Below are 12778 nucleotides of genomic sequence, written 5' to 3'. Positions count from 1 at the left end.
TAAAAAATTTAAGAAGTTTTAAATTGCGGAACTAAGACTTATAAATAAGAGCTCGTTCATTGATTGAACGAGCTCTTGAAATCGAAGGTTATTGTCCGCCAACTTGTCTTTTTCGTTGGTTGTTCGTTTTCTTCGTTTGTTGACTTTGCATTTTTGTTTGTTGAATTGGATTGCGTTTATTATTACTAGTAGATGCTTCATTCTTTTTTCTTGCTAGCTGTTGCTTAATAGCTTCCTGCAAACTAATTTTCTTTTTAGATGTACCTGTTTGGTTAACTTGATCACTCATTGTACAATTCCTCCATTTACGTTCTATAGGTTCACCTGTAAAAAAAGAAATAATCATTTCTTTCTTATGTGGATAACTTTTGTTATTTGTCTTTCCTTGGTTAAATAACAGCACAAGTGTACATTTATAAAACATACTCCTCAGATTATGAAAAGTCAATGATTCATACAAGTATTCTTATTCTACATACGCAACCTTGTCAAATTCAGTTGCTCTCTCTTGAATCTCGACAGCGTACTCACTCATTGCATGTCCATTCCGAGTAATATATGCTTCAAGACCGCCCATACCTCGGTGGTAAGCTGTTAAGGCATGATCCCAATCTTCATATCGAGTATAAAGAAAATTTAAATAGTGTACAGAGAGTTCAATGGAGTAAAGAGGATCATGTAACAATTCATCACTATATGGCAGTTCAGCCATCTCTGCAATCCAAGGTGCTGTATTTTTCATAAATTGCGCTATTCCATATGCATGTCCATATTGTGTTTTTGGACCTACTAAATCAGGGTCGAATGTTCCACCTGTTTCTGTTTTTAACAATTCATAAACAATATAAGGATCAATGTTATGCTGTTGGGCTAATTCTCCAAGAAACAATCCCCATTCTTTTTTAAATTTCCCATCACTATCTACATATAATTCCTCTGCAATAACATTTGAGACTAACCATGTTTCATAATTTAATGCCAAATCAGAAGCAAGGGACTTACTAGCTAACTTTATACGCATTTCCTGCATTTCTTGATTGATTCTTTGTATCTCATTTATCTTTTGTGTTTCTTCAATTGTGTGAGTGAGTTTTCTATTTTCAACAAAGAACATCGCAGAAATAATGGAAAGTACGAAGACGAGAATCATTAATTTTTTGGCCACCTTCAATTACCTCCTTGTGTATCAAAACTTTTAACGAGATTCACTCTATAGAATCTTGCATGAATATTCAATCTGCAAATATGCTAATATATGTAGATATGTAAAGGTATTTGCTTGTTTTCATTGAAAAGAAGACGTTGTTTATTGATTTATCAGTTAGATGCTCGCATAACCTCGGGAATGCTCCGTTGTTCATGTAAAGATATTCCACTATTTGAAATATTTAATTCGGATCTACCAATAAATGTTTCTATTGTTAAATGTTCCGCGTTGTCATATATTACATTACAACACTGTAGAGAGAGCAATTGTCATAGAGAAGAGGGATGGGACTTGCAAGGAGAAATTAAACTTAAGGAAATGAATAAGGATGAGCGGGAAGTATATATACATTATTTACTACTAGCTGATGACAGTACTGAAGTCATCAAGGATTATATGAACGAAGGGGATATGTTTGCTATTTTTTTTAAAGAGAAGCTAGTGGGAACGGTTTTGTTTACATTTTTATCTAAGGAAACAGTCGAATTGAAAAACATCGCACTAGAGAAAGCGTATAGAGGAAGAGGTTTAGGAAAAGCAACAATTGAAGAAGGGCTAAATCTTTATAAAAAAAAGCAATATCAGAAAATGGTAGTGGGCACAGCTAATTCTAGCATTGACAACATTGCCTTTTACCAAAAAGTAGGATTTAGAATGGATTACATTAAAAAGGATTTCTTTCATCAATATCCAAATGAGATTTACGAAAACGGAATTAAAGCTCAAGATATGATTATGTTTATAAAAGATTTAACGGAATAGGTGAAAAAACATGGAAAAAATCATACATCAAACAGTATTGCCGCGAACAAGGCAGTCGATTAGCAATGATCTATATCAACTAGGAATTCGTAAGGGAATGACCGTGCTTGTTCATTCATCTTTATCATCGATCGGTTGGGTAAATGGAGGAGCTGTTGCGGTCATACAAGCACTTCAAGACGTAATCACAGAAAAAGGAACCATCGTCATGCCTTCTCAATCAACTGACTTGAGTGATCCATCGGAATGGCTTTATCCACCCGTTCCGAAAGAATGGTGGAGTGAGATTAGAGAGACGATGCCTGCTTATGATCCCCATATGACTCCAACAAGGGGGATGGGGAACATCGTGGAGGTTTTTAGAACATCCCCAGATGTATTAAGAAGTGGTCATCCAGCGTATTCGTTTGTCGCATGGGGGAAAGACAAAGTAGAATTAACTGAATCTCACTTTATCGATTTTGGATTAGGTGAACAATCACCGTTAGCTAGATTGTATCAAGCAGAAGCTTTTGTCTTAATGATTGGTGTTGGCTACGATAGTAATACCAGTTTTCATCTTGCTGAATACCGGAGAAAGAATCCGACGTTTACTAAAAAAGGGGCTCCTATCTCGATAAATGGGGAGAAAGTCTGGAAAGAATATGATGAAATAGATTTTAATGAAGAGTGTTTTGAGGGAATAGGAAAAGATTTTGAAAAAGAACATGCTATATTAAAAGGAAAAATTGGCTCAGCCGAATCAAGGTTATTTACTTTGAAACAGGCCGTTGATTTTGCTGAGCGATGGTTAAACGGTAACAGATGATTAAAAGATCATATTGTAAGCAACTCCACTCACAAGTATGATCCTTTTTTCTACTGTCCATTTCTTTCTACAACTTTCATTTGTATTCCTCTCCTTGGTCTGAGAGTGATGAGCGGCTGAGGCCTAATTTCATGATGATTCTCAATCAGTTGAAAGCGATAGCGCTGGCAAATACAAGCTAACACAAGAACTACTTCCATATGGGCAAAGTGGTTTCCGATGCAAACGCGGGGACCACCGCCAAAAGGAAAGTATGCGTAGGTCGGGATTTTTTTAAAGAAATCACCTTCAAATCGTTCTGGGATAAACAAGTCTGGATCCAGATGGTCTAGAAGACAAAGTATTATCACTATTATCACGTAAGGCTAAGTGGCCAATTTGTAATCAAGTGAAGAAGAGTAATGAAAAAGGGAGAAAGAAAGAATTAGAAAGGTTTTAATTGAAAGGATAATGGCAAATCAATTAGAAGATTCTTCTCTAGGAATGGAAACGCTACTTGAACGTTTAATAGAGCGGAGGAAATAACGTGCGTAGAATAGATACGCTAAAGGGAAAGGAAGTAAGCAATTGTTCTTTAGATCATCGTACGGAGCTAAAAGTCGGACAAACACCTAAAGAGTTGGTATGGAGAAAAAAAAAAGCAGTCTTATGGTACTATCCAACAACTCAGAAAAAGTATAAAACCCCTTTATTTCTTGTTTACTCTCTAATTAATGAAGCATATATCCTTGATTTATATCCTGGTATGAGCATGATCGAAGCCTTTTTAAAAGAGGGGTATGACGTTTACTTGCTTGATTTTGGAAAACCAGGCTATGAAGATAAGGATTTAACGTTAGATGATTATATTATGAAATATATACGTAGGGAAGTGGTAAGAGCGCTTGATCATTCAGGTGTATGCAATTTAACGATGATCGGATTTTGTTTAGGAGGGACTTTGGCAACGATTTATACAGCTGTTGCAACGAAAGAAGTTAAAAATCTAGTTTTAATAGCTGCTCCAATAGACTTTGAACATTCACCTGTATTAAAAAGTTGGGTAAAATCGTTACGGAGAAATGAATTATTTGCAGATGATCTCATTGATCAGTATGGTGTGATCCCTGCAAAAGTAGTTTAATTAGCATTGAGGATCGCGATCTCGCCTCTTGCATATAGTTCTTGTTTTTCATTATTACAGAAAGCCAATGATGAAAAATTTCTTTTTCAGGTGCTATATTTAAACAGTTGGTAAATGAGTTAGGAAAAAAGAATAAATTAATTAAGGACCAATTAAAGATCAATGGAGAAAAAGTCCATTTAAGTAACATACAAGCAAATGTATTAGTTCTCGCAACAAGTGAAGATCAAGTTGTGCCTGAAACCTTAATTAAGCCAATTATGCCAGCGTTATCAATAGATGATAAAACGTATGAACGAATAAAGGGTGGTCATGTGTCTGTAGCTATGACAGGAAAGGTACCTAGTGTGCTTACTGAATGGCTAAATGAAAGATCAGACTATTATAGCCAATAAAGTAATCTCGTCCCTTTTAAGAGGATGGTCTTATTTTAATCAAAGGCAAGGATCCTATTCCTTTTTTCATTAAAGAAGTCGCCCCAAATTTTTCAACACATATTTGCTAGTGTAAAGATCAAACTACGTTTAGATAAGGGCACTTACTTTATCGTAATTGATCTGTATTTTAGGGGGATGTACTTGATGGGTAAGAAGAATGTTCAAAAAGGGAAATTTGACGAAGTAGAATACTCAGAAGAACTAGCAGATGCAGAAGATAAAGAAGCGATGGCTCGGATGGAAGCATCGGATAACCGCGCAACGAAAAAACAAAAGAAGAACAAATAAAAAAGGACTCCTTAGAGGAGTCCTTTTCACATGAGAAACAAGTTCTCAATATTACTTTTGAACGTTAGCAGCTTGTGGTCCACGAGCACCTTGTTCGATTTCGAACGTTACAGTTTGTCCTTCTTCAAGTGATTTGAAACCTTCACCTTGAATTGCAGAGAAGTGAACGAATACATCGTCGCTACCTTCTACTTCAATGAAACCGAAACCTTTTTCTGCATTAAACCATTTTACTTTACCTTCAGTCATGATATTGCCTCCAACGTGGATTATCCACAAAATTATTACTATCCTTGTCGATTTGTAATCCATCAAGACAAAACCACTTGTTTAAGAAAGTCTTTACTCTATCAGTTTTACCGAACAAAAATAATTAACTTAATGATAACAGCCTGCGAACATAATAGCAAGAGATTTAGTAAAAAATGTTTGAAAAGGAAACATTTTTAAGAATCTAAATGTTCGATTTCTTCTTCGAAATAAAATGTACTAGGATGTTCAATACATGTATAGGAGTATCTCTTCATATTGGGTACATAACTAAACTTATTAATGGTAATTGTTTCTCCAGTCGATTTTAAACGTACTTTCTGATTAGAAACAAATTTGTTTTTATTTTTCATGTGTTTCCCCACCTTTGTGTATTCTATTTTTCATTATCTCATACATGAGGGGAAGTTATCCTTTTTTTTTTGAATCTTTCATGAAATCCTTAATACTTTAAGGGAAAAACGGTTTTAATAGTTAAATGAAAAGTCTAGTCGATGGTATTTATTGGTGAATAGGGGTATACTATTAAAAGAAGGGTATCAATTCCCTTGGTCTAATATTGCAGAATTTTTTGCAAAAGGTGGGAGACCAACCTAGGAAGGATGACCAAATGACAGGATTATCTTATCAAGCAAAAGCAGGAGATGGCTTTAAAAAGAAAATGTTAAAAAGAACGGACCATTGGTTTAACACTCCTCAAGAAGTCGTATCAGAGATGTTAGCATTGAAGGAAAAAATGGACCTGATTTATGAGAATAAGATTAAGTGGGAATATGACGGTAAAGTTACTGGTACGATAAGTAAAATGAATATTCTTAAAGGGTATCTTAGGGGAGATCGAAGAACAAAGCCATTCTATCTGCAAATTCTTTCCGTCCAATCTGATGATGAGGTAAGAGATATTTCGCCACTTGAGGTCAATAAACTATCGGAAAATGATGAGGAAATGTCTAAACGGGTAGTAAGCTTATTGAAGAACAAATCTAATAAGTAGTATGAAACTATATAATAGATAAACGTTTGTGTATGATACGCAAACGTTTTTTATGCTATTTTATTCAATTGATAAATCTGAATAAGGGCGTTTGTAACTAGAATTTATCCATTAATTGACCTGAACGAAAATAATCGACTATATGAACGCGGGACATTCTCCTGGTATAGTGTTTCATTCCATTAGGAATTTTTAAGAAACTCAAAAACACGTCAGGGGTGATCCGTTTTGAAGAGCTAAATGAATTTTTATTATATACAGATGGGCTTACTGACAATAATCAATTGAAACATTGATAGAAGAATATCATAAGAGTCAAAATCGAATGCAGCCAACGATTGCTTATTTTAAGAGCTTATTCACGCGCAAACTGATCATGACGATGATATATGTTTGGTGTTTGTTAAGGTGTTGAAATAGCAGTGGAAGGCTAACAAAAGTATTTGATAGTATGTTCAAATGAACTTTTAGTCGTACAGGTTCTTCGTCGTGAACTTATAAAATGGGGTCATTATACGATGCTGGAATAGAAATAATTCTCGTAAATACACTGTATTTACGAGAATTATTTTTGCCTTTTTAATTCGAAATAACCTTAACCTTTAATCATTTTAATATGCTGATAGCGAGTGTTAGGCAAAGTGTACATGTAAGGTTTTTCGTACATTTTTTTGACAGGCGTCCAATATTTCATATAAAAAGTAGACTTAACAATTTTTAATCTAATGTAAAGACCCCTTTTATTAGATTCTCAGTTTCTTTGACCTATAATGAGAGAACATTGACGCCTGGTTGTCATTTTTGTTAGGGGTTTGTTCTCTTTTTTCGATTAATAAAACCGTTTGCCTAAAAGTGATATATTTATCTATTCGATCTTAACCTTGATTTGATCTACTGCATTATATCCATACCCTTTTCTATTCCAAAAGGGCGTTACTGGCTGAACTTGATAATATGAATCTGTTGCTTTTGACATAATGGTAAATTCGCCTTCTTCTAATATAGTCCATATAAATGACCAAGAAACCCAACCATAATCAGGTTTTTCTTGTTTTTTAAATATCGCTTTTGACCATGTTTGCCCATGATCTGTACTGATTTCTATATTGGTGATATGCCCTTTACCTGTCCATGCAATCCCTTTAATGACATGAGTTCCGGTGCTTAATATATCTAAATTTAAGGGTGTTTGTATGGTGGAATTAACATTTATATTTGTGACGGGTTTAGCGCCTTCGTTATGTTCTTTATGTGGAAAATAAACATAGTCATTCGATTGATAGGGTCCTATAAAGGTAGAATCTATTACGGTAATTTGTTTAATCCATTTCACGGAAGCCATCGCATACCACTGGGGAACGATTAATCTTAGTGGATAACCGTGTTTAAATGGAAGGGGTTGATTATTATACTCATATGCAATAAGGGTGTCTGGATGAAGGGCTTTCTCAATTGGTAAACTCCTCATGTAACTATAGAAATGTTCTGAATCAGGCCTTTCTCCATAATCATATCCTTCCACTACAACTTCTTTTGCTCCTTTTCTTATTCCGGCGAATTCAAGGATTGTTCGTAACGAAACACCTTTCCAATGCCCTTGGCTAATCGCGCCTTTATCCCATTGTTCGCCAAAGACTTTAGGTTCAAATAAACTACGTTTATCTCCAGCGCATTCAAGAACTACTTTAGCAGTCTGAGGTGGTAACCGGGCGAGGTCTTGCAGTGAAAGAAGTCTGGGTGTTTCTACAAAACCCTGTATAGCTAAACGGTAGTCAGAATGAGGTAGAGTGGGATAAGAGAAATGATTTCGTTTAAAAAATAAGTGATGGCTGATTTCGTCAGTTTCTATAAAGTGAATGGGAGTTTCTTGATTTTCTGGATGCACACGACGTGTTGTTAAGTGTGGCTTAGAAAGCGGATTTTGAGAATCAGTCATAATGGCCTCCTAATTAAAAAGGTTTGGTTGTAATAAATATGTTGGTCCTATTTTAATTAGGCCATTATTCGATACAGATATTTAGGAATTGTGTTTTAATATGTGATATTAGGTGATCACATCAATCTTAAATGTAATCGAAATTATAACGGTGGGTCTATGTTTCTATTTACTAATAATTACTAAAGAAAGTTGTGATAAAGATGCGGATTGAAAATGAAGAAGATCTCATGCAGACCATTGCTGAAGATGAATGGATGATGAATATTTTGAGAGCGGTAAAAACCTTGGATTTACCTGATTGGTGGATATGTGCAGGGTTTGTACGTTCAAAAATATGGGATGTTCTACACGACTATAGGAAAAGAACACCTATTAAAGATATCGACGTTATATATTTTGACCTAAGCGATCAGAAAGAAAAGACAGAAAAAGAATTTGAAAAAAAGCTTCATTCCCTCATGCCTACTATTCCATGGTCAGTAAAAAATCAGGCTAGAATGCATGTAATAAATAAGCTGCCACCATATTCATCTTCAACTGATGGGATAGCACACTTCCCAGAAACGGCAACAGCTCTAGGTGTCAAGTTAGGGGAGGATGGTTTATTGAAGCTAACAACTCCATGGGGACTTCATGATGCCATTCATTTAGATGTGAAGCCCACACCTCCATACTTGAATAAAGAAGAGATGACGAATCTATGAAAGCCGAGTAACAAAAAAAGATTGGAAATCAAGTTGGAGGAAGCTTAAAATTTATTTTCCTTCATCTTGAGAGATAATCAATAAAGCATACGAAAATAATATTCTAAGTCAAATCAAAGGTAGAACTCTTCGAGAGTGTGATGAATTTTAACTCTATGTAGATTCACTTTACTATTAGACTTACAAAAAAGTAGTTTTTAAAGCTAATGATTATCATTAGCTTTTTTCGCGCTTTTGTCGGGAGTTGGTGCGTAAGTTTTCATAAATTGAATTTTGCACGAATCACATTCAGATATACATTTGAATATAAAAGGATATAGGATTATAATATATTCAAATGGACATTTGAATAAAGAGGTGACAAGATGACTTCAAAAGATCAATGCGATATTTATAGCTATGACGAAAAAAAAGTACATCATTTACATGAAAAAATGGCCAACAAGGACTTAGGCAGTGTTGCAAAAATGTTTAAGGCACTTGCGGATGAAAATAGAACGAAAATTGTCTATGCATTATCCGAAGATCCGGAGTTGTGTGTATGTGATATTGCGACAATTATTGGTTCATCTGTGGCGACGGCCTCCCATCATTTACGAACACTGCATAAGCAAGGAATTGTGAAGTTTAGAAAAGAAGGTAAGTTAGCTTTTTATTCATTAGATGATAGTCACATTTATCAGCTGATTAAAATTGCTTTGTCACATAGTGAAGAGGTGAAGACAGATGTCTAATCAAGAAATGAACTCATATCGTGTACAAGGCTTTACATGTGCGAACTGTGCTGCGAAATTCGAAAAAAATGTGCAAGAAATTGATGGGGTAACAGAAGCGAAGGTAAATTTCGGTGCTTCTAAAATTATGGTTAATGGAAAGGTGACGATTGATCAACTTGAAAAAGCGGGGGCCTTTGAAAATTTGAAACTACGAGATGAGCGTGAGCAAAGAGCAGTCGTAGAATCTTTCTGGAAACAAAAGCAAAACCTTAAAGTCTACGTTGCAGCGATCATTCTAATGGTAAGTTTATTTCTTCGATTACAGTTTGGTGAAGGTCATATAATCCCAACCATTGGCTACGCTTTAACGATTGTGATTGGAGGCTATTCCCTTTTTATGAACGGATTAAGAAATTTAATTCGTTTGAGATTTGATATGGCTACATTAATGACCGTCGCGATTTTTGGAGCAGCCGCTATAGGAGAATGGGGAGAAGGCGCAACTGTAGTTATTTTGTTTGCGGTAAGCGAAGCATTAGAACGTTATTCGATGGATAAAGCCCGTCAGTCCATTCATTCATTAATGGATCTTGCTCCGAAAGAAGCTTGGATTCGTCGTAATCAGATAGAAAGCTTAGTTCATGTAGACGACATTAAGATAAATGACATAATGATTGTTAAACCAGGACAAAAATTAGCGATGGATGGAGTCGTTGTAAAAGGTTCCTCTACGCTTAATCAAGCATCAATCACTGGGGAGTCTTTACCTGTTTTTAAAGAGCCAAAAGATGAAGTATATGCCGGAACGCTAAATGAGGAAGGGTTACTTGAAGTTAAGGTGACGAAAAAAGTAGAAGATACGACCTTATCAAAAATTATTCATTTGGTTGAAGAGGCTCAAGCAGAAAAATCCCCATCTCAACAATTTGTTGACCGGTTTGCTAAGTACTACACTCCAGGAATTATTGTATTCTCTTTGTTATTAGTATTAATTCCACCGCTTTTCTTTGGAGGAGTGTGGAGTGAGTGGATTTACAGAGGTCTTGCAGTATTGGTAGTAGGCTGTCCATGTGCGTTAGTCATTTCCACTCCTGTTGCGATTGTCACGGCTATTGGTAATGCTGCTAGAAATGGTGTCTTAATTAAAGGTGGTATTCATCTAGAAGAGGCTGGTTCACTCAAAGTGGTCGCCTTTGATAAAACAGGCACGTTAACGAGAGGAAAACCAGTAGTTACTGATATGATCTCTCTACAAAATAAAGACTCCGAATCTTTGAAAATGATTGCTGCTCTTGAAAAAGGGTCCCAACATCCATTAGCATCTGCCTTCCTTAGAAAAGCTAACGAAGAAAGAATTTTCATAGAGGATGTTCAGATTGAAGAGTTTCATTCAGTAACAGGCAAAGGGATAAAAGGAAATATTGAAGGCATCTTGTATGTTGCAGGTAGTCCAGTTTTATTTGATGAAATGGACATTCCTCTTACAGAGAAAACGAGGTCTGAAATTAATGTTCTTCAAGAACAAGGAAAGACCGTTATCTTACTAGGGACGAACACACAGCTTCTTGCTATATTTGCTGTTGCGGATGAAATCAGAGAATCTTCATTAAATATGATGAAAAAACTACAGGATTTGGGTATTCAAAAAACCATTATGTTAACAGGAGATAATGAGAAAACGGCTAATAGCATTGCAATAAAAATGGGAGTTTCAGAAACAAAAGCGAACTTAATGCCAGAGGAAAAGTTAGTCTATATTAAGGAATTGCGAAACCAGTATCAACATGTAGCGATGGTAGGGGACGGGGTGAATGATGCTCCGGCACTTGCAGCTGCTAATGTGGGTGTCGCAATGGGGGGAGCGGGGACTGATACAGCTCTTGAAACAGCCGATATCGCTTTAATGTCTGATCAATTAAATAAGCTCCCTTATACAATCAAATTAAGTAGAACAACATTAAATATTATTAAACAAAATATTACTTTTTCCCTCGTGTTAAAGGTAGCTGCACTCTTATTAATTATACCAGGTTGGTTAACACTCTGGTTAGCTATCTTTGCTGATATTGGAGCTACTTTACTTGTAACTCTTAATAGTTTGAGGTTATTAAAAATTAAAGAATAAACTTTGTGAAAAAGCTCGGCTTGCGCATAGCTTTTTGTTTTTAACTTTTTTGAAAATAACTATTCATGAAATGATTACACCGAAATATAGTTAATAACATAAAGTGAATAAATAAACGAGTGAAAGTTAATGGACCTAGCTCAATGGTAATGTATTTATTAAATATGGTGGAAGTTTCTTATTATGACAACATTTAAATTAGACAAAGCACACAGTGGTGTAGCCTTTCAAGTGAAGCAAACTAAAGGTAAAGGTGAATTTAAGAATTTTGATGCAGGTATCCAAGGAGATATTGCTAATCCTTGAAGGGGTGAATCTCACAGTTGATGTCGCATCCATTCATAAAACAATGAAGACTGTGATGGACACTTGCATTCAGCAGATTTCTTCGATTTGAAAAATGTCCAAACATTAAAATCCAAAGTCAATCAATTAAAAAGGTTTCTGAAGAAGACGATGAATGAACAGCGCTTGTTACGATTGAGGATGTAACGAATACGGAAACGTTTCAAGTCGAATTTAACGGAATTTCAAAAAATCCAATGGACGGCAGCAAGGTTGCTGGATTTGACGTAGAAGGTAAGATTAGTCGTGAAGATTATGGATTAACATGGAATGCAGCATTGGAAACAGGCGGTGTCTTAATCGGTAAAGATGGTAAATTAAGTGCAAATTTTGAGTTTGTAGTAGAGTAGATAGAACACATGTTTAGAAGGAGGTGTTCAATCACAGAAGTGGATACCTCTTCTTTGTTGTATAAAAACTGAAAGAGTTAATTTGCTTTCTTTGTAGCGGATATTTAAGTGGTAGCGTAGTATTAATCCATCCGTAAACTTTTCTAATGTTTTTAAGTATATAGCAATGATAAGACTTTACATACGGAAGGAATGTTAATAAAATAAGTCCTTAGAGAGAGGTGAGCAAGATTAAACATTTCCTTGGGACTACATTCCTTATTGTTATTGTACTTAGTATTATTAGTTATGGAATTGGATGGTATATGAATATAAAGTGGGTAAACATAGCTTTCATAATAGGAGCTATTTCTTTGTTAATTTCAACCGGCGGAACCGCAACAGAAGCACATCTTGCTATGAAGACACTTGGAAACCACGTGCCCAAAAGTGGAAGTAAGCTTCTTTCCCTAAGTCCGCTTTTAGTGGGCTCGCTCTTAATGCTGATCATTAGCTTTATCTTCGCATTGATGCTCTAAATGAGAAAGTGGAAAAGGGGCTACAAGGTTGTTCTATAAGATCTTCCTTTTTGATATTTAATCATTTATCATATGACGAATTGTAATATTAAGTGCGACACCTAAAAATAAACACAAAAAAGCCCATGATACTTCGTGTAAAATGAAGTTACCACACAACCCTTACACGGAGGTTTTATCATGAGCTACTCC

At 35.4% G+C, this 12778-nt stretch carries 15 protein-coding genes and 1 pseudogene; 11 read left to right on the top strand and 5 right to left on the bottom strand.

The features are described 5' to 3' along the window. Positions 1-88 precede the first annotated feature (88 nt). A complete protein-coding gene (locus tag PQ474_RS14630; RefSeq protein WP_273844679.1) occupies positions 89-289 on the bottom strand; it encodes a hypothetical protein in 201 nt (66 codons plus the stop codon). A 177-nt stretch (positions 290-466) separates the two neighbouring features. Then, positions 467-1165: a lytic transglycosylase domain-containing protein gene (locus PQ474_RS14625; protein WP_273844677.1), complete on the bottom strand. Its 699-nt coding sequence runs from the start codon at positions 1163-1165 to the stop codon at positions 467-469. Positions 1166-1498: 333 nt separating this feature from the next. Here PQ474_RS14625 and PQ474_RS14620 point away from each other — a divergent pair, with 333 nt between their 5' ends. Together PQ474_RS14620 and PQ474_RS14615 are read left to right on the top strand one after the other, a co-directional pair. Beyond that, positions 1499-1969, top strand: coding sequence for a GNAT family N-acetyltransferase (locus PQ474_RS14620; RefSeq protein WP_273844675.1), 471 nt, complete (start codon positions 1499-1501; stop codon positions 1967-1969). Positions 1970-1979: 10 nt separating this feature from the next. Beyond that, positions 1980-2777, top strand: coding sequence for an AAC(3) family N-acetyltransferase (locus PQ474_RS14615; protein ID WP_273844673.1), 798 nt, complete (start codon positions 1980-1982; stop codon positions 2775-2777). Between the two features lie 50 nt (positions 2778-2827). On the opposite strand, the gene PQ474_RS14610 is transcribed toward PQ474_RS14615, so the two are convergent. After that, on the bottom strand, positions 2828-3127 hold the full coding sequence (locus PQ474_RS14610; RefSeq protein WP_273844670.1) for a cytochrome P450: 300 nt from the start codon (positions 3125-3127) through the stop codon (positions 2828-2830). A 176-nt stretch (positions 3128-3303) separates the two neighbouring features. Here PQ474_RS14610 and PQ474_RS14605 point away from each other — a divergent pair, with 176 nt between their 5' ends. From PQ474_RS14605 to PQ474_RS14595, 3 genes are all read left to right on the top strand, one after another. Then, the gene (locus PQ474_RS14605) at positions 3304-3900 is read left to right on the top strand and encodes an alpha/beta fold hydrolase (protein WP_273844668.1); all 597 of its coding nucleotides are present in this window, start codon (positions 3304-3306) and stop codon (positions 3898-3900) included. 107 nt (positions 3901-4007) lie between these two features. Then, on the top strand, positions 4008-4295 hold the full coding sequence (locus tag PQ474_RS14600) for a hypothetical protein (RefSeq protein WP_273844666.1): 288 nt from the start codon (positions 4008-4010) through the stop codon (positions 4293-4295). A 186-nt stretch (positions 4296-4481) separates the two neighbouring features. Then, positions 4482-4625, top strand: a complete 144-nt coding sequence (locus PQ474_RS14595; RefSeq protein ID WP_273844663.1) for a YfhD family protein — start codon at positions 4482-4484, stop codon at positions 4623-4625. A 51-nt stretch (positions 4626-4676) separates the two neighbouring features. On the opposite strand, the gene PQ474_RS14590 is transcribed toward PQ474_RS14595, so the two are convergent. Then, positions 4677-4874, bottom strand: coding sequence for a cold-shock protein (locus tag PQ474_RS14590; protein ID WP_035668410.1), 198 nt, complete (start codon positions 4872-4874; stop codon positions 4677-4679). Between the two features lie 631 nt (positions 4875-5505). Here PQ474_RS14590 and PQ474_RS14585 point away from each other — a divergent pair. Further along, a complete protein-coding gene (locus tag PQ474_RS14585) occupies positions 5506-5889 on the top strand; it encodes a hypothetical protein (protein ID WP_273844653.1) in 384 nt (127 codons plus the stop codon). Positions 5890-6754: 865 nt separating this feature from the next. Here PQ474_RS14585 and PQ474_RS14580 read toward each other — a convergent pair. Beyond that, positions 6755-7825 (bottom strand): sulfite oxidase, encoded by a 1071-nt coding sequence (locus PQ474_RS14580; protein WP_273844650.1) that lies wholly within the window; start codon positions 7823-7825, stop codon positions 6755-6757. A gap of 203 nt (positions 7826-8028) precedes the next feature. Here PQ474_RS14580 and PQ474_RS14575 point away from each other — a divergent pair, with 203 nt between their 5' ends. The 5 genes and pseudogenes from PQ474_RS14575 to PQ474_RS14550 all read left to right on the top strand — a co-directional run bounded on the left by PQ474_RS14575 (position 8029) and on the right by PQ474_RS14550 (position 12586). Next, positions 8029-8532, top strand: coding sequence for a nucleotidyltransferase family protein (locus PQ474_RS14575; RefSeq protein ID WP_337956364.1), 504 nt, complete (start codon positions 8029-8031; stop codon positions 8530-8532). Positions 8533-8897: 365 nt separating this feature from the next. Next, positions 8898-9266: an ArsR/SmtB family transcription factor gene (locus PQ474_RS14570; RefSeq protein WP_273844648.1), complete on the top strand. Its 369-nt coding sequence runs from the start codon at positions 8898-8900 to the stop codon at positions 9264-9266. Then, entirely contained in the window at positions 9259-11373 is a 2115-nt protein-coding gene (locus tag PQ474_RS14565) for a heavy metal translocating P-type ATPase (RefSeq protein WP_273844645.1), read from the top strand. Before PQ474_RS14570 ends, PQ474_RS14565 begins: the two co-directional genes overlap by 8 nt. Positions 11374-11556: 183 nt before the next feature. Beyond that, positions 11557-12068 (top strand): annotated as a pseudogene (locus PQ474_RS26625) (YceI family protein). Positions 12069-12421: 353 nt separating this feature from the next. Further along, positions 12422-12586 carry a hypothetical protein gene (locus tag PQ474_RS14550; RefSeq protein WP_273844641.1) on the top strand — a complete coding sequence of 55 codons (165 nt, stop codon included), beginning with the start codon at positions 12422-12424 and terminating at the stop codon, positions 12584-12586. The last annotated feature ends 192 nt before the right edge of the window (positions 12587-12778 follow it).

It is taken from the genome of Halalkalibacter alkalisediminis, assembly GCF_028610705.1.
Classification (GTDB): domain Bacteria; phylum Bacillota; class Bacilli; order Bacillales; family Bacillaceae_D; genus Halalkalibacter; species Halalkalibacter alkalisediminis.
This window is presented reverse-complemented; position numbering and strand designations above follow the sequence as displayed.